This is a genomic window from Pyxidicoccus sp. M15 (assembly GCF_056858435.1).
This window is the reverse complement of record NZ_CM166495.1, coordinates 7,258,962-7,277,467: the sequence shown is the minus strand read 5'-3', so window position 1 is coordinate 7,277,467 and position 18,506 is coordinate 7,258,962. Positions and strand designations below refer to the sequence as shown.

General features: G+C 71.6%; 7 protein-coding genes. 3 read left to right on the top strand and 4 right to left on the bottom strand.

The features are described from left to right. Positions 1-10: 10 nt before the first annotated feature. Complete coding sequence (locus ACX9TP_RS26910; RefSeq protein ID WP_482973481.1) at positions 11-733, top strand: hypothetical protein; 723 nt, start codon at positions 11-13, stop codon at positions 731-733. Positions 734-767: 34 nt separating this feature from the next. Then, the gene (locus ACX9TP_RS26905) at positions 768-1,262 is read left to right on the top strand and encodes a hypothetical protein (protein WP_482973480.1); all 495 of its coding nucleotides are present in this window, start codon (positions 768-770) and stop codon (positions 1,260-1,262) included. Positions 1,263-1,277: 15 nt separating this feature from the next. On the opposite strand, the gene ACX9TP_RS26900 is transcribed toward ACX9TP_RS26905, so the two are convergent. Next, complete coding sequence (locus ACX9TP_RS26900) at positions 1,278-6,671, bottom strand: Tc toxin subunit A-related protein (RefSeq protein ID WP_482973479.1); 5,394 nt, start codon at positions 6,669-6,671, stop codon at positions 1,278-1,280. Between the two features lie 165 nt (positions 6,672-6,836). Next, positions 6,837-14,105 carry a SpvB/TcaC N-terminal domain-containing protein gene (locus ACX9TP_RS26895; RefSeq protein WP_482973478.1) on the bottom strand — a complete coding sequence of 2,423 codons (7,269 nt, stop codon included), beginning with the start codon at positions 14,103-14,105 and terminating at the stop codon, positions 6,837-6,839. A 153-nt stretch (positions 14,106-14,258) separates the two neighbouring features. On the opposite strand from ACX9TP_RS26895, the gene ACX9TP_RS26890 reads away from it, so the two are divergent. Then, positions 14,259-14,696: a hypothetical protein gene (locus ACX9TP_RS26890; RefSeq protein ID WP_482973477.1), complete on the top strand. Its 438-nt coding sequence runs from the start codon at positions 14,259-14,261 to the stop codon at positions 14,694-14,696. Positions 14,697-14,706: 10 nt separating this feature from the next. Here the strand turns inward: ACX9TP_RS26890 and ACX9TP_RS26885 are convergent, their stop codons facing one another. Both ACX9TP_RS26885 and ACX9TP_RS26880 read right to left on the bottom strand, forming a co-directional pair. Next, positions 14,707-15,498, bottom strand: coding sequence for a hypothetical protein (locus ACX9TP_RS26885; protein WP_482973476.1), 792 nt, complete (start codon positions 15,496-15,498; stop codon positions 14,707-14,709). A 345-nt stretch (positions 15,499-15,843) separates the two neighbouring features. After that, positions 15,844-18,504, bottom strand: a complete 2,661-nt coding sequence (locus tag ACX9TP_RS26880) for an ADOP family duplicated permease (protein ID WP_482973475.1) — start codon at positions 18,502-18,504, stop codon at positions 15,844-15,846. Between the last annotated feature and the right edge of the window lie 2 nt (positions 18,505-18,506).

The window sequence follows — 18,506 nt, the reverse complement described above, 5'->3', positions numbered from 1 at the left end:
CCACTCGCTGGTGGAGACGAGCTCGCACTGGTACCTCGTCTACACGTTCTTCCACCCGCGCGACTGGGCCGACAACATCTTCGACACGGAGCACGAGAACGACGCCGAGGGCGTGATGCTCATCGTGGAGCGCAACGGCACCGAGTACGGGGCGCTCATCGGCGCGGTGACGGTGGCGCACAAGGACTTCTTCTCCTTCGTGCCCGACGGCAGCCCCATCGGCTCGGGGGTGGAGTCCGTGGACGGCAAGCTGTCGTCCCTGTCCTTCGAGGGCGTGCTCCATCCCATCACCGCGCAGGAGGCCAAGGGCCACGGGCTCAAGGCCTGGCCGGCGTATGACATCGTCGGAGACGGCGTGAAGTACTTCCCCTCGCTGACCACGGCGGAGGAGCCCTCGTCGGCCTCGGACTCGGATGTGCGCTACAAGCTCGTGGACATCTACGGCTCGGAAGGGCTGTGGCAACGCAGGAGCCTCAGCACGCTCTTCTCGTCCGAGGGCACGTTCCGGGGCGACACGGGCGGCGGCTGCGGCTCGGTGGCGGGGCAGTGCACGTCGAACTCGGCGAACGCGCCGTGGGGCTGGGACGACCAGAACGACGGCTCCATCCTGCGCGGGGAGCTGGCCAGCGACCCGGCGAAGCTGGCGGCGTACTACTTCAGCCCGTCGTCGCGCTTCTCGACGACGTACACGTTCAATCCGTTCAAGGGCATCGGCGACCCGAACCAGCCCTGAGCACGGCGCGCGGCTGGGGCCTAGAGTGCGGGGCATGAGCACGCACCCGAGTCCCCAGGAGTTGCGAAGGAAGTGGAAGGCGGCGAACGCGGAGCCGGTGGAGGGCGCTCGCCGGCTCGACGCGTACCGTGCACTGGCGGAGGGCTGTCCCGCCTTCGTACCCAACCTGCTCGCGTTGAGCCGCACCTGCCTGCTCCAGCGCGACGAGGCCCACCTCGACGAGGCCGAGCGGGCCCTGCGCACCGCGGCGGATGTCTCGGCCGGGGCGCCGGAGCCGCTCATCGAGCTGGGGCGCTTTCTCGCCACCGCCCGGAATGCGCCCGAGCACGCGGAGGCCGCCTTCGCCTCCGCCGCCAGCGCGGCGCTGTCCCTGCTGGAAGAGGCGTGGGCCGGGTGGATTCACGCGCTGGGACAGCAGGACAAGCTGGACGCGGCCATGGAAGTGGCGGAGCAGGCGAAGCGCATCGTCCCGGACTCCGCCGCCATCGCCCGGGCCGTGGAAGAGGTCCAGCGCCGCGCCTCGCGCTGAGCGGCGGCCCCCCGCTCAGGTCGATGCGACGTCGTATTCCATGGAAAGGACGACGTCGTCGAAGACCTCCACCATGAGCCGGGCGACGTCATCCTCGGTGACGCCGCGCAGGAACGTGTTGTCCGCGATGGGGACGGCCACGGTCCACCGGTCAAGCGGTGAGATGGGTCCCTTGCCGAAGAGGTGCAGTGCCAGGGCATTGCGACCCGCCACGTTGGTCTCCGTGCCGTTGGCGTCGAAGGTCCGGTTCGTGGAGATCATCCCGCTGTCCACCGTGAGCCGGGTGTTGGGCAGCCAGCGCTGGGCTCCGTAGAACCCCACCTTCAGCGTCCGCATGGCGGTGAAGACGAGCGTGTAGCGCCCCGGAGCAAGGTCCGGGGTTGCGGCCGTGCCGCGCCACGTCTGTGACGTCCCGACCAGCCTCCACAGGTACGTCACCGCCGGCATGCCCGCGGGCAGCCAGGCCGTCGCCGAAAGCTGGGCGCGTCCGTTCGCCGTGCCCGTCACCGTCAGCGGCATCGGCGCGGCCGTCACCGGCGCGGTGAGGGTCTGCGTCCGCGACACGGTGATGGCGTAGCGGTAGGCGGAGAGCCGCTCACCCACCACCACGCGGAGCTCGGCGGTATACGTCCCGGGACGGGGATACGCATGCGCCACGGCGACGTCCGTGGTGACCGACTGCCACGTGGCTCCATCCCCCCAGTTCCACTGCAGCGACGTCGCGCCCGCCATGCTGGCCGTCACGTTCGCCGTCAGGCCGCTGAGCGTCACGGTGATGCGCGGCACGGCGCCACGCGTCTCGAGCGTCAGGGCGCTCGTCACCGTGAAGTCCATGGCGTAGCTGGCAATCAGCGGCCCCGCGTGCACGCCGCTCGCCGAGGGCAGGAAGTAGAGCGCCGCATTGCGCAGCGCCTGGACCGGCGCATCGGCCGTCAGCACCTCCGCGGGAACGGGCATCTCCAGCACGCCCGACTCGCCGAACCGGTAGAACGCGTCGGGGAACAGCTGGCGCGAGGAGAGGTTCTGCGTCAGCACGGGCTGCGAGGAAGGTGCCGAGGTCTCCACGGCGGACCTCAAGCCCGCATCGTGGTAGCCGCCGAGGGTGAGCGTGATGAGCACGTCGGCGATGGACCGGGGCACCACGTGGTTCTCCCGCATCGACATGTCCAGATACCACGAGGCGGCGGCTCCCACGCCTTCGAAGGCATTGCGCTGGGTGGCCGTGGTGAAGGGGAAGGCTTCCTGGACCTCCGCCCGGCTGAGTCCGCTGAAGACGAACGACTCGGGGTTGCCCATGCGCGTCCGCACCGGCCAGCGCGCGTCCACGGCGGGCAGCCAGCTGGAAGCGGGCCGGCCCGGAAGCGTCGACGACGGAGCCGCCATGCGCACCTGGCTCATTCCCGCGTACGTCAGCTCCACGCTGAAGCGCGTGGGGTCCATCAGCGCCACGGGCAACACGTCCACCGACGCGATGCGCAGGTTGAACAACCCCGGGAAGCGCTGCTCCAGCTGCTTCAGCGTCACCGAGAACGCCGTCGCGCCGGTCTCCTGGAGCTGCTGGAGCGCCATCGGGTACTCGCGGGCCAGGGAGATGACGTACTTCACCCGCTGCTGCCGCTGCTGCTGCGCGGTGATGAGGTCGTGCTCGATGGTGTTCAGGTCGTTCAGCAGCAGGTCCCCGCCCATGAACTCGCCCTGCTCCCGGATGTCGTAGTCGAAGCGGATGACGTTGATCTGCCGGTCCGCCTCGAACTCGTACGCCTGCTCCGCCAGGAAGGCGATCTCCGTTGCGTACCGCAGATAGGTGCGGCTCACGCCTCGCACCAGCTGCGCCAGCCGGTACCACAACTCCGAGTTCAGCGTCCGGTCCCGCAGGAAGGTGAGGTTCTGGACGGCGAAGTCATGACGCATGAGCGCCGCGGCCTCCTGCAGCGTCGCTACCTGCAGCGCCGCCTTGGCGACGTCCTGCTGCGCGCGTGCGACCTCCGCGGACTTGTTGGCCTCATCCAGTGCGAGCCCCAGGTTGTCGAACTCGTACGTGCGCTGCGCGGCCGCGAGCGCGTACTGGTTGGACTTCTCCTTCTCGGCATCTTGACTCCCGAAGAACGAGCTGAGCCCTCCGAGGAGCGCGCCCGCCGCGGCGCCAATCAGGACGCCCGGGGGACCGAAGAGCGCGCCCGCCGCCGCCCCACCCATGACGCCCGTGACGGCTTTGTTCAGCGGGTCGGACCCCACGATGGACAGACCCGTGGACGCACCTCCGAGCGTCCCCATGACTGTCGCGGACGCAATGCGCAGGCCCGAACCCGCCAGCACTTCGTTGGCGAGCGTGTCCGCCCTCGCGGAGAAGTTCTTGTAGTTCGTCCGCCGCTGCGACGCGTTGCGCGCGACCAGGTCCGCGAGCCCCTTGGCCTTGTTGGAGACCTCGGCCTCGCTCTTCGACTGCTCGACGCGCGCACTCTCGACGCGCATGTTGCTCCGCTCGACGACGACGGCCTGACTGGCCCCCAGCTCGCGGAACTCCTCGTTCTCGGCGCTGTTGAGGAAGGACAGGTAGTCACGCTGTGCAACGCGGGCGTGCTCGGCGAAGTAGCGGGCCCGCTCCAGCAGGTACGAGAAGCGCCAGGGCGGCGCGTAGTCATTGCGGTAGCCGAGGAAGTTGAGCCCTCGCTCGATCTGGACCTGCCGCGCGCGCGCCTCGCAGAGCAGGGCCCAGATGGCGGGGTTGGTCTCCTTGCCCGTCGGTGACGTGAAGCTCAGCAGGCAGTCATTGGGCGCGAACCGGTCCTCCTCGCCCACCAGGCCTCCGTTCCTCAGTGACACGTAGGGCAGGGGAATCCGCCGTCCCAGCTCCGCGAGCGCCACCCGGTCCGCCAGGGTGGGCAGGGGCGCCACCGTGGCACCCGAGGCCTCGCGGACGGCCAGGGGATGGAGCGACAGTCCCTGGAGGACGAGCTTCCCCGAGGTGTCGGGGACGATCTTCCCCAGCAGGCGGTCCGTCTCCGCCCCGAGCGAGGCCATGCCCGTGTCGAGCTGCTGGACATAGCCGATGTGCTGCGCGTCGCGGAAGACGTCGATGACCGCCGCGTAGGTGAGCGCGGCCTTCAGGTTCTGCGCCGCCGTCTGCCCCGCGGGCGCGGGGACGGCGGCCTTGAACTCGGCGTCCGCGCGCTCCATCCGCGCCCGGCCGAGCATCATCCTGACGTAGGGCACCTCGATGACGTTGCTGAGCAGCTGCAGCTCGGTGTGACGGTTCAGCAGCGCCTCCAGGCTGCTCTCCGCGAGCGCGTAGTCCCCCCGGAGCCGGTAGGTGTCCGCGAGCGCCATCGGGATGAACACGAAGGCAAGGGCCAGCAGGGGGGCGTCCACCTTCTCCGAAATCTTGTCGCGCGTCGTGGTGGCGAACGCGTCCACGAAGTTGCCTCCGGAGCTGTAGACCCGGAGGTTGGCGGACGCGACGGTGGGGCTCACCCAGTCGTAGTCTCGCAGGGAGCTCAGCGCGATCTGCGCCACGCGCGTGTTGAAGTGCGTGCGGATGATGGCGTTGTTGGTGAGCAGGGTCCGCGCCAGCTCGACCAGCCGGCTGTAGACGCCCTCCTGCGTGGTGGGCGACGCACGGCCGTTGGCAATCGTGGGGTAGCGCCCGACGAAGTAGGTGAGGGCCGCCATCTGGCACTCGATGAGGTTGCCCGTGGCGCGCTGGAAGCGGCCCAGCCGGATGTCCGCGAGCGACTGGTCCCACAGCAGCAACGCGTCGATGGCGCTGCGCCCGACGGTGGCGTAGTCCCTCAGTGCCGCGAAGCCCCGCTGCGCGGCCACGCGCGCCGTGGCGGCCTGGGCCTCGGCCTCGATACGGCGCTGCTCCGCCGCCGCCACACCGCCCGCGCGCTGTCCCGAGGCGCGGGCACGCCGCACGGCGCGGTGGTTCTTGCGGACCCGGGGTTTTCCGTACTCGTCCTCGAACTTGTACGAGCCCCGGCGGTCTTCGATGAGCTCGCGCTGCGTGTCGGCGATGTCGGCCTCGTACTCGGCCGCGGCGATGGCCGCCGCCGCCGCCGCCGCCGCTTCCGCCGCGGCGTCCTTCGCGGCCTGGTCCAGCCGGGCCGCCGTCGCGCTCCCGGCCATGGCGCCGTTGGCGATGGCATCCAGCTCGTCGCCCACCTGCTCCAGCTGCGCCGCGCCCACGAAGACGTTGCCATAGGAGTAGAAGTTGGCGGGGTGGACCTGCTGGGGCGGCGCGTCCACCACCGTCGTCAGCGCCAGGCTCGTCAGGGCGGCCTCGCTCGTGATCGCCGGCTCCGACGTGACGGGTGCTCCCGCGCGGCGGGCCGTGGGCCGGCGGGGCACGCGGAGCCCGACGAGGGGGGCAATCTCGTTGGCGATCTTCGGGTCATGGAGCATCCCCGCGATGGCCTGCCGGGCGCCCTCGAAGTCACCGGCCATCACGTGGTAGCGCGCCGACCAGTAGCTGAGCCCGGGCGACTCGGGCGCCTCGCGCCGCGCGTTCTCCAGCTCCGCCCGGAGCACGGGCGTATTGCCCCCCAGCATGAACCGCGCGTACGCGCGCTGGAGGTGGAGCCGGGGCTCCATCAGCAGCCGCTCCCCGAGCAGCCGCGGGGCCGTCTCGTCGCGAATCACCAGCGCCTCGTGGGCCGCGTCGCTCGCCGCCTGCCAGTTGCGGCGGTTGGCCTCCAGCATGCCCAGCTCGCCCAGGTTGTTGGACATCGCCTCCAGGACCCGTGAGACGGAGAGCCGGTGCCGGCGCGCCGCGGTGTCCTCCCCGGCGGAAGGGGGCTTTCCCCGCATGGCGGCACCCTGCGGCGTGTCGTCCAGCGTCTTCAGCATCGCCGCCGCCTCGGCCTGCCAGGCGTGCATCTCGGCGATGCGCCGCTCGCGCAGCTGCTGCTGGATGTAGGGACGGACGCGCTCCGCCTCGCGCCGGGTCCGCTCCTCCCCGGTGAGTTCACCCTCCAGGAGCTCCACCGCCGTCAGGCCGTCCGTGGCCCGCTTCTCGGCGGGCGCGCTGAAGTCCGTCTCTCCCCGTGCGGCCGCGTCCAGCACCGCGAGTACCCGCGCGTCCAGGGGCGATGGGCCCGTCTCGGTGACGATGGTGCCCGGCCAGCGGGGGGCTTCGTCTCCCCGCGCGGCCCGGGCGTTCCGGGCGTTCCGGGTGGCCTGCGCATTCCGGCCGGGGGGCGACGGCGCCTCCATGCCATGCTGCTCGCGCGCTTGGCCATGCAGCCGCTGCGCCTCGGCCACCAGCGCCGCCGGGCCCTCGCCCTTCAGCACGAGCGCGGCCACTCCCGGCAGCCGGCTCAGGCGGTCCGCGTCGCGGGCCACGCGCATGCTGGGACGCCGGTGGAGGAGGTCCTCCAGCGCCGCACCCGTTCTGGAATCATCATTCGTCATGTCTGGTGTCTCCTGAGGACGCTTCCCTTGACGCTGAGTGCTGGGAGTGGTTACTTTTCACCTGGACGAAAGATTGAGGGTCTCCACTCAAGGCGTAACCGCTCAATCCTCAAAATCCCGCCGCGGGCTTCTTTGGCCCGCGGCGATTTTTTTTGCCCGATGGGCTCATTGGGGTCCGGGCGTGTCCGTCTTGGGCGTGTAGATGGGAACGATGTCCGGGCCGTTCGCGTTCGGGTGCTTGCGGACGAACTGCTGCCCCGTCGCCTGCTCCATCATCCGCAGGATGGGCTCTTCCATGGCTCTGCCGAAGGCGAACGAACCGGGGCGCGCGGTGGGCAGATCCTTCACGCGTCCCAGGTATGCGTCGTGGACGATGACGGGACCGAGCGGGCCCTGCATATGGAAGGACCGCGCCCAGACGTTGCCCTTGTAGTCGTAGGTGGCGAGGACGGTCAGCCAACCGGCGTTGCCGCGGCCCTTGAGTTGGTAGACGCCGCGGACGTAGCTCCTGATCGACTTGATTTCCCCCAGCGCTGTCGGGGGCACGGGGTTCACGATGCTCTTCGTCGTCGGGTTCCGGGGGGTGGACGCCAGCGACTGGCCCACGCTCTGGTAGTACTGCCGCGCCTGGACGCCGGAACCCAGGACGTGGGTGAACTGGTCGAGGTTCGCGCCCAGCATCGCGCCCCGGTCCCCGGCCGCCAGGTAGCCGATGGCGCCGAGCGGACCGCCCCGAATCGAATCGAGTACCGCGAGCTGCCGTTCGAACTCCTGACGCCGCAACATGTCGATGCGGGTGGTCCACCGGCCGTTCTCGTCACGGAGGATTTCCGACAGGTACGCATCCATGGGGTGGCGCGGCGGCGCCACGCTCAGCTCCGGCCCCCGGTAGTTCGGGTCCAGCCCCGGCCGGGTGCGGACCGCTCCTTCCCCCGGAGGCGGTGACAGGGCCCCGCCGGGCTCCAGCGGGGGACCGGGAATCGTCTGGGTCCCCTCCGGGTCCACGTAGCTGGCGGGGTTGCCGCGCACGTAGACGTAGAGGTTGAGCCCGTCGGCGATGCCAATCGGGTCGCAGCTCGTCCACCGCGCCAGCCACGGCGCGTAGTACCGCGCGCCGTGGTGGTACAGCCCGCTCTCCTCGTCGCGCTCCTGCCCCGTGAAGCGGTGGTGCTTGTCCGCGAAGGAGCCGAAGAGCGTGTCGCCATAGGGGCCGTACTCCTCGCGGTTCACCCACGCGCCGGTGTCGTCGACGACGAGCGCGATGCTGCCCAGGTGGTCACCCAGGTGGTACTGGATGGCGGGGCCCGTTCCTCCGGCTGGGGCCGGCCCCACGCGCACGGAGGCGATGCGGCCCAGGTCGTCCAGGACGTGCAGCGTGTCGCTCGCGGTGGGGGTGCCGCCGGCGGGCGTGACGCGCAGGTGCTCGGACAGCCCGTCAATCCACACCGTGACGGCAACGGTGCCCCCGCGCCTGCGCACCACGCGCGCCACCCGCCTCCCCTCGGCGTCGGTGAGGTACTGGGCGTGGACCTCCGGCTCCGTCCCCGCGTCCTGCTTTCGGTGGAGGACCAGTCGGCTGGCGAAGCTCCACTGGAAGTGCCGGGAGGCGCCCTCACGCAGCAGGTTGCCCGCGGCGTCGAAGGTGTGCGTCGCGGCGGCATTCGCGTCCCCCTCGCCCACGTGGGTGAGGCGATTGGACGGCGCGTCCGCCCACGCAGTGGCGCCCAGGTGCTCCCGCCACGCGACGTCCCACTGCGCCGGGGTGCTGCCCCCCACGCCGTAGTGGCGCGTCCAGGTCGTGGTGCCGCGGACGTGGCGCAACCGCAGCACATTGCCGGCCGCGTCGTAGTCGTACTCCTCGCGGTAGAGCGCGGTGGCCTGCGGCGCGCCGTCCTGCGCCGGGCCGCCGTGCGTGCCCTGGCCGAAGCCGGCGCGGGGCGTGTCCGTCCAGGGCCGGGGCGAGGGGATGGCCACGTCCTCGCGCCCGGTGGCGGCACGCAGGCGGTAGAGCGTGTCGTACTCGAAGCGCCGGAGCAGCGCGTCGCCCGCCGTGAGCAGGGCCGCGAGCGTGGGGTCCGTCGTCCCGGCCGCCTCCGGGTTGGAGGCGACGCCACCGCCGGGGGTGCGGTCCTCGATGCGCAGCAGGTTCCCCGCGAGGTCGTACTCGTAGCGGGAGTCCTGCAGCGGGGCCCCGGGCGCGGCGGGCGTGTACGTCTGCGGCGCCGTGGGGGCCACCGTGTAGCGCTCGCTGCGCAGGCGCACCAGCCGCGCGCTCTTCGCGTCGTACGCGTGCCGCGTCATGACGCCGTTGCCGTAGGCCACCAGCACGCGCCGCCGGGTCGCGGTGTAGGCGATGTGCCGCACGGCGGCCATGCCATCCAGCTCCACGCGCTCCAGGAGCCCGAATGGATTGAAGAGGGAGACCAGCTCCCGCCTCACGCCGTCCACGGCCGCCGGGTAGCGCACGCGCATCGGCCGCCCGAGCGCATCGTAGCGGCAGGAGGTGCGGTACTCCTCCGGGGCGAGCAGCCCCTGGGCATGCGCGTCCAGGGTCGTCCCCGCCGGAGGCTCCCAGTCGACGAGGTAGCGGCGCGCGGGCCAGCCGTCCGCCGGGGCGCCGCTGAAGACGGAGAGCACCACCTGCGGCTGGAGCACCCGGCGCACCCGCTCCTGCGCATCCCCCGCGAGGTCATAGCGCTCCACCCGCAGGGTGCCCGCGTCGTCGTAGTCGACCCACGCACGTCCCAGCAGGTTGGCCGCCCGTGCCGCGACCGGGTCTCCCGCCTCGCCATGGAGCCGGCGCCAGCGCAGGGTGACTGGGAGCGTGCCTTCATCCCGCGCCCAGCGGCGCTCGGGCCGCCCCGCGCCGTCCGTGCGCTCCAGCACCAGCGCGCCGCGCGCATCACGGGCCTCCAGCTGGTGGCCGGTCGCGTCGACCACCCTCCGCGAAATCCCACCATCCAGGCTCTCAGAGCGCAGGGGCGCACCGCTCAAGTCGTAGACGGTCCGCGCCACCACGCGGCCGAGCGCATCCGTCGCCTCCAGCGGCCGCCCGTCCAGGTCATGGGTGGCGCGCGTGACGTGGGACTCCAGCCGCGCAACCCCCGCGCTGTCGGTGACGCGCAGCCGGCGCGTCTCGACGAGCACGCGTCCCAGGGCATCCACCACGACGTGGGAGGGTGTGTCCCGGTCCGGCGAGACGGGCCGCGTCGGGTGCGTGCGCCCCTCGTTGTCGTTGGCGTCATACGCGTAGCGCTCCCAGGGCGTCGGCGTGAAGGTGTCCGGGGTGGCCAGGCTGCCGGGAATCCCGTGGACCGTCCGCGTCTCGCTCCCGTCCGGGTGGATGGCGCGCACCACCCGCCCGCGGGCGTCGTACCGGGTGCGCGCCACGCGCCAGGTGCTCGCGGGGGGCGGTGAGGGTTTGTACGCCCAGCCGGTGTCGAAGAAGGGCTCATACTCGGCGACGACGCGGCCCTTGTTGTCGTACTGCTGTGCGCCGGAGACGAGCACCCGGACGGAGCCCGCGGCGACGGTGCTACCCGTGGCGGGCGACACCGGCGCGCTGAAGTCTGGCGCCAGCCCCGCGTCGCCGAACTGCGCGTCGCCGAACGTCACGTCCTCCGCGCGCGCGCGGACCTGGATGAGCCGCCCGAAGCCGTCGGAGTACTCCATCCGCTCGACGAGCGCGTCGCGGCTCGCGGCCGGCGCCTCGGTGTCGAGCGCGTGGTAGACGCGCGCGATGGTGCGCACCGACACCGGCGTCTTCGCGCGGACGTAGGCCAGCCAGTCGTAGACGTACCGGATGCCCGGCTCGGCGGTGGAGTCGCCGACGCTCTCCTCCGGCTTGCCCTGGCGCCACCTCGCGGCGAGATGGCCGAGCGGCGTGTACGTGAAGCTCTGCCGGTTGCCGTTCGGGTCCGTCGTCAGGCGGACGCGCAGCACGCGGTAGTCGTACTCCGCGGTGGTCGTCAGCCCGGTGGGGTCCTTCACCTCCGTGGCGAGCATCGCGAAGGCGTCGTAGGTGAGCGTCGTCTCGCGCTGGAGCGCGTCGCGCGTGGCCCGGACGAGCCCGCGGGGCACGGCGCCCTCCTGGAAGTCGAACCGGCGCCGCTCCACCACGGCGTAGTAGCCGCCCGTGCTCGTGGCGTCCGCGGCGCGGTACGTGTAGCCGGCCAGCGCGGCGAGCCCGGTCCGGAAGGCGGCGGGGTACTCGGCCGTCCAGGGCACCGTCGTGGTACCGGGCACGAGGTACGGCGGAAGCTCCGGCGGGGTGGAGACCGTCGCCCCGCTCCGGTACGCGTTCGCCAGGATGGCGTCCGTGAGGACCAGCCGCTCCGTCCGCACGGGGGCGCCATACTCTCCCAGCGTGCCCAGGGCGGCGCCCACGAAGGCATCGCCGTCGTACCAGGTCAGCTCCTCCGCGAGGACGCGGCGCGGCACCGTCCCGTCCAGCGCGCCCGCGTGGAGCGCGGCGAGCGTCATCGAGCCGTCGTTGGTCAGCTCCCACGACGTCTCACGCCACTCCCGGTCCAGGAGGTAGCGGGTGGCATCGTCCCGCGTCGCCCGGTGGGTCGCCGTGAGGCGGGCGAGGTAGGGCGTGCCCGCGGCCGCGGTGGCCTTCGGGTCCCTCCCGCGCGGTACGGCCACCATCAGGTGGGTCGCCGGGCGGCCATACGCATCATGGCCGTCTTCGAGCGTCACCCGCGTCATGGGCTCGTCGCCCCGGTCGTGCTCCGTCACCCGCTGGGTGAGGAGGAAGGCGAAGAAGGCGCGGGCCTCCCGGGCCGCGTCCGCGGGTCCTGGCTCCTCGCGCAGGCCGAAGGTGTTCTCGGAGACGGTGTAGGGGCGCGAGGCGCGGGTGCTGCCGTCGTTCGCGTACAGCTCCGTGCGCAGGTTGCGGCCGCGCAGGGCGCGGAGCGCATCCCGCCGCACCCGGCGGGGCAGGGCCTTGAGGAGGGTGTCCACCGAGGCCGGCCGCGTCAGCCGGTAGGTGTCGCCCGGCCAGTACTCGCCCTGGAAGTCCAGCTCCTCCCAGTCGAGGTTCTCACCTCCGACGGCGCCCAGGTGGAACCAGCTGCGCAGCTCCAGGGGCGGCGAGAAGGACTCGTTGGGGACGGCTGCGCCCGGAGCGTTGGCCCCGCTGGCGTGGTACTGGTCGAAGCTCTCGGTGTCGCGACGGTCCACCCGGCCGAAGCCGCAGAACTCCCGCTCCGTGCCGTCCCAGTGGCCGTGGTGGTAGGCGAACTCGCTCACCAGCTTTCCACCGGAGTGCACGTCGCGGACGAGAGTCCGCGCGACGACCTGCACGGGGAAGGGCAGGGTGGTCCGCCACCGCGTCTCGGGGCGCCGCTCGTCTTCCAGGTAGAAGCGGGTGGAGGGCGCGTACTCGATGGTGGTCTGCGCGCCGGCGTTGTTGTCCACCTGGTTCAGCAGGTACGGCTTCGTGCCGCCCGTCAGGTCCAGGAACTTGTACGTGCTGTCGAGCTGGCTGCGGGCGTCATGGCTCCAGAGGATGCCCTGCGTCCCGGTGCCCAGCATGTCGGCGAGCCGCAGGCCCTCGACGCTCCCCGTGAGGGGCGTGCCGGTGAGCACGACGGGCGGGCTCCAGCCATTGCCGGACCGGTTGAACCAGACGGTGACGCGGTCCGGCCCGATGTAGGCCAGGTCGTCGCAGCCGTCGCCGTCCAGGTCTCCGAGGAGCACCCGCCTCGGGTCGAACCCGAGCCCTCCGGCGCGGGGGTCGTCGAAGCGGGGGCTGTCGCTCATGGTGACGCGCCGGCCCCAGCGGCCGTAGCCGAGCGAGGGCCAGTAGTCGATGCGGCCGTTGGTCACCACCACGAGACAGGAGAGGCCGCTGCCGGTCAGGTCGGCGAGCTTGACGCGCGGGTCCTCGAGGCGGACGTCGGGAAGCTGCCCGGTGCCGCTCCGGGGGCGTCGCTCCACGTGCGTCCAGCCTTCGGCCGCGTCGTTGTAGAACAGCTCGACGTCGCCGCTGGCCCGCATCGCGTCGATGACGCCGTCGCCGTCCAGGTCCATCAACCGGACGCCGGGCGCCTCCAGGTCGACGGACGGGGCGCTGCGGTAGGAGACGAAGCCGCTCGAATCCCACTCACCGCGCCGGGACAGCGGGAAGTAGCCCGCCATGCCCGCGCGGGTGACGAGCAGGTCGGTGCGGCCGTCTCCATCCATGTCGGCCAATTGCACGCCCGGGTCGGCGAGCCGGACGCCGACGGGGGCCGAGCGCATGGTGCGCGGCGCGTCGAAGCGCCCATTCCCGAGGTTGCGCCAGTACCGCACCTCCCCATCCACCTGGACGACGCAGGGCAGCCCGTTGCCGAAGAGGTCGACCAGCTCGTGGCTCGCCGCGGCGAGCGACTGGTCCGGCAGCGGGGACCGGTCCCCGGAGAGGGGGATGTAGCGGCGCCTGGAGGGCGCGAAGCCGGTGTAGGAGAAGTCCAGCGGAGGCTGCTGCTCCGTGACGCCACCGTCGGTCGCCGACAGCGTGATGCGGCTCAGCAGGGAGACGCCGTTGGGCGGCAGCTCTTCCGGGCGGGGCGCGGGCGTGCGCGCGTCCAGGTAGGTCAGCGCATAGCGCCGCGAGACGACGGGCGTCGCCGTCGCGTGCGTGCGCACCTCGATGGAGGTGCAGCGCAGCGTCGTGCGCACCTCGAAGCCGCCGCGGAACTCGGAGAACGGGTCGGGGCGCGACTCGTAGTCGAAGCGGACCGACACGAGGAAGGAGCGATTGGCGCGGTCCCCATGGTCGGCGTAGCGAATCTCCCTCAGGTAGAGCTGGTCCCAGCCCGTGGGCTCCGGCTGCCCTGCCGGTGCGCGCAGGTACTCGTAGACGATGACGTTGCCGAACGAGTCGGTCGTCTCGCTGGGAAGCCAGGCGAGTGTGCGCCGGGGGTCTTCCGGGTCGGCGATGGCGGCGGGGTCCTTCCATCCGCTGGCGGCCCCCGAGGGGCGGGGCGTCCCGAAGCGGGTGACGGTGCCGTCCCCCGTCCAGACCTTCCAGTAGCTGTAGCCCCCGGCGTCCTCGTGCTGCTCGATGCGGGCGAAGAGCCCCTCGGTGCGGGGCCGGTAGCGCCGTACGGAGGCGCTGCCTCCGGCCACCGGCGCGAGCTCTCCCACGCTGCCGAACATGAAGACGTCGCGGCCGTCGTACCGGGGAATGCGCTTCGACGTCCTCCGGGAGATGCGCGGCAGATGCATCTGCCAGCCGAGCCCGAAGGGGCCGTTGCCCTGCCCGGAGCTGTACGCGAGCGACAGCCGGGGCGACAGTCCGGCCCGGCCCGAGGGCAGGGCGAGGGGAACGGTGAGGTTGCCGGTTCCGGTGAAGGGGTCGGGGGCGAAGGCTTCGCCAATGCCACTGAGCGCGCCGCCACCGCTGGGAAGACTGAGCCGCTGATCACCCGACGCCGTCTTGGTCATCTCGCCGGTGCCCCCTCGATGAGCCGGCCTGTTCCGCACCGGAAGTCTTTACGCAGCTTGAATGGTTCGCAATCCCAGTCAAGACCGATATGGGCGTCTGTCCAGGCGGGAAATGACATGGCTCCCCACTCATGGAATGGGCAGACTTCTCGCATGCGCACGCAGACTCAGGACCTGACCGAAGGGTTCGGCACGGCCAGGTGGGGAGATGATGAGGACACGCTTTGTCGGCTCCATCCCGGGTGGATGTGGCTGGACGGCTACGAGGGCCGCAACCCGGTGACGCGCGAGCCTGTCTCCATCCCACCGATGCTCCAGGTCCCCGGGTTCCTCCAGCTGGGAGCAGGGGCGGTCCTGGACGCGAACTTCGAACTGGGGCCGCGAGGGCTGCGGACCATCCGGCTGACGCCCGCTCAGTCCGATGACACCATGGACCCTGGCGAAGGCCTGACGCGGATGGCGCGCACGTTACAACTGGAGGTCCAGGAGGAGGTCGAGGCGCAGTCGTGGGTGGTCCGGGGCGCACGCGTCGAGCTGCAACGGGAGGGCGCCTGGTTCATGTGGGTCATCCACTCGCCAGCGGAAGGATGACCTCCAGGGCTCACTTCATGCCCACGAGCGTGTAACCCGGTGAGTCCTCGCTGCTGAACATGGACGTCACCACGTAGCCCCCGCTGGCGAGATCCGACAGCGTCGCACCGAGCTGTGCGCCGCTCACCTGGCGCGTCGTTGCCTGGTAGGTCTTCGTGGCGCCCGCTTCCTTCACGCCGATGAGTGTCCAACCAGCGGTGTTGTAGACGAGCGCGGTGACGACGTAGCCCTCACCGGCCAGGGTCGAGGCCGTGGCTCCGAGCTGGGCGCCGCTCGTCTGGCGCACGTCCGCCGTGAAGGTCTTCGCGGACCCGTTCTCCTTGATGCCCACCAGCGAGTAGCCGGCGGTGTTGGTGGTCATCGCCGTGACGACGTATCCCGTCGAGGCCAGGGCCTCCGCGGTGGAGTCCAGGCCGGAGCCGCTCGTCTGGCGCACGTCCGCCGTGTAGGTCTTCGTGGAGCCCTCTTCCTTCATGCCGGCAAGGGTGTAGCCGGCCGTGTTCGTCACCATGGCCGTCACGGCATACCCGGCCGCCCCCAGCGCCTCCGTGGTGGAGTCCAGTCCCGAGCCGCTCGTCTGGCGCACATCCGTGGAGAACGTCTTCGCGGAGCCCGTCTCCTTCACGCCGACCAGGGTGTAGCCGGCGGCGTTGGTCGTCATCGCCGTCACGGAATGTCCGGTGGTGCCCAGGGCCGCCGCCGCCGAGTTCAGCCCGGAGCCGCTCGTCTGGCGGAAGTCGGTCGTATAGGCCTTGCCCGGCAGAACCAGCTTGAAGCGCAGCTCGCGTTTCTCCGCGGGCACGACACCGCCATCCGAGCCACCGTCGCCCGCATCGGGGGGAGCACCCGCATCCTGCCGGGTGCCCGCATCCTGCCGGGTGCCCCCATCCTGCTGGGGGGGCGTGGTCGTGGGCGGGTCTGCGTCATCTCCACCGCAGCCACCGGAGGCCGTGGCGAGGAAGGTCCCCATGGCCAGCGAGAGGAGAGCGGTACGTAGAAGGGAAGGGATGCGGGACATGGCGGCGCTCCGAGCCTTCGACAGCAGCCGCCATGTTATCCACGGCTCCTGACTTCCGGACCAGCAGCTTCGCCGCCGCCCGTCATCGTCGTGGGCAAGTGTTCAATGTATGCGCGAGCCTCGCCGGGCCTACTCACCACGCAGCGTCACCGCCGGGTCCACGCGCATGGCGCGCCGGGCGGGGATGAGGCACGCCAGCAGCGCCACGCCGAGCAGCAGCGCCATGACGCCGCCGAAGGTGAGCGGGTCATGCGGAGCGATGCCGTAGAGGATGCTGCCCATCACCCGGGCCAGGACGAGCGCCCCGGCCGCACCCAGCGCGATGCCCGTGCCCGCCAGGCCCATGCCGCTCTTCAGCACCAGCCGCAGCACGTCCGCCGGCTTCGCCCCGAGCGCCAGCCGCACACCCAGCTCCCGCTGCCGCTGGCTCACCGTGTAGGCCAGCACGCCGTAGATGCCCACCGCCGCCAGCGCGAGCCCCAGCACCGCGAACAGGCCCAGCATCACCGACAGCAGGCGAGGGCGCGTCACGGCCTCGCTCACCACCTCGTCCAGCGTGGTGATGCGGCTGATGGTCTGGTTCGGCTCGATGGCCCAGATGGCCTGGCGCGCGGCGATGGCCATGGGCAGCAACGCCCCCTGTCCGCGCAGCACCAGGTTGGTGGCGGAGCGGGAGAACTGCTGCACATGGAAGTAGACGAGCGGAGGGGCTGGCTCGGCGAGCCCCGCCTGCCGCACGTCGCCGACCACGCCGATGATGCCCACCTCGGTCGTGCCGACCTTCACCGACTTGCCCACCGCGTCCTCGCCGGGGAAGTAGCGCCGGGCGAAGGTCTGGTTCACCACCGCGACAATGGGCGCCTGCTGCGTGTCCGTGGCCTCATGGGCGCGGCCCCCGAGCAGGGGGATGCCCATGGTGCTGAAGTAGCCGGTGCTCACGTGCATCACCGACGCGTGCGGCGGGTTCGCGGTGTCGTCCGGATGGCCGGGTCGGTTGAAGGCCATGTCTTCGCCCGTGCTCTCCAGTGGCAGGTACTTCACCATCGCCGCGGACTGGATGCCCGGGAGTGCGCGCACCCGCTCCAGCACCTCGGCGAGATAGGCGCGGCCCTGGCCCCTGCGAGAGTCCGGCACGGAGAAGCTGACCACGGCGGCGCCGTCCGCGCGGAAGCCCGGGTCCTCCGCCAGCATCCTCGCGAGGCTGCGCGTGGCGAGCCCCGCGCCCGTGGCCAGCACCACCGCGATGGCCACCTCCGCGACGACGAGCATGCCGCGAAGCCGCGCTCCGCCCGCGCCCACCGTGCCGCGCGAGCCCGCCTTCAGCACCGGCTCCAGCCGCGTGGTGCTGGCGCGCAGCGCGGGCAACAGTCCGAACAGCAGGCCCGTGAGCAGCGTGGCGCCGGCGGCGAAGGCCAGCACCTCGCCGTCCACGCGCACGTCACGCAGCCGGGGAAGCTGATGCACGGACACACCGACCAGCACCTCGGTACCCCACACCGCCAGGAGGATGCCGAGCGCCCCGCCCAGCCCCGCGAGCACCACGCTCTCCGTGAGGAGCTGGCGCACCAGCCGCCCCGGTCCCGCGCCCAGGGCCGCGCGCACCGCCAGCTCCCGCTCGCGCAGGGTGGCGCGGGCGAGCTGCAGGTTGGCCACGTTGGCGCAGGCGATGAGCAGCAGCAGCCCCACCGCGCCCAGCACCACCAGCAGGCCCGTGCGCACGTCGCCCGTCATCGCCTCGTGCAGGGGGATGGCGGTGATGCCGGGGTACTGCGCATTGCTGTCCGGATGGGCCTCCGCGAGCTGCCGGGTGATGCCGCCCAGCTCCGCGCGCGCCGTCTCCAGCGTCACGCCCGGCTTCAGGCGGCCCACCACGTTGAGGAAGCGGTTGAAGCGCGTGCGGGGGATGCCGCTCTCCGGGATGTTGGACAGGGGCACCCACACGTCCATCTGCTCACCGGGAAAGGTGAAGGAGGGGGGCATGATGCCCACCACCGTGTGCGGCACGCCGTCCAGGGTGAGGCTGCGGCCGAGCATCGCCGGGTCCGCGCCGAACTTCCGCGTCCAGAGTCCGTGGCTGAGCACCACCACCGCGTCCTGGCCCGCCTGGTTCTCCTCCGGAAGGAAGGGGCGGCCCAGCTGCGGCGCCATGCCGAGCGTGGAGAAGAACCCGTCCGTCACGTACGTGGCCTGGAGCAGCTCCGGGTCTCCGAGCCCGCTCAGGTCCACGCCGGACATGTTCTGCACGTGCCACCATGCGCCCAGGTCGGTGAACGACTTCTGCCGGGCCTTCCAGTCCTCGAGGTCGGGGAGGGAGAGGACGGTGCGCGGCGAGTCCAGCGCGGGGCTCGCCTCCCACAGGCGCACGAGCCGCTCGGAGGTGGGGAAGGGGAGCGGCTTGAGCAGCACGCCCCGCACCACGCTGAACAGCGCGGTGGTGGCGCCGATGCCCAGCGCCAGCGTGAGCACGGCCACCAGTGCGAAGGCGGGGGCCTTGCGCAGCGTGCGCAGCGCGTACCGCGCGTCCTGCACGAGCGCGTCCAGGAACAGGCTTCGCTTCATCTCGCGCTCCCTCTCGTGGCCCAGGCGCACGCACTCGGCGCGCACGTGCTCCAGGTTCCCGAACTCACGCCGGGCGGTGTCGTGTGCCTCGGTGGGGGGCAGGCCCTCGCGCCGGAGCTTCTCGGCGCGCATCTCCAGGTGGAACCGCAGCTCGTCATCCACGTCCTGCTCCACCGCGCGCGGACGCACGGCGAGCTTGAGCAGGCGCTTGAAGCCAGGGGGCAGTTGCATGG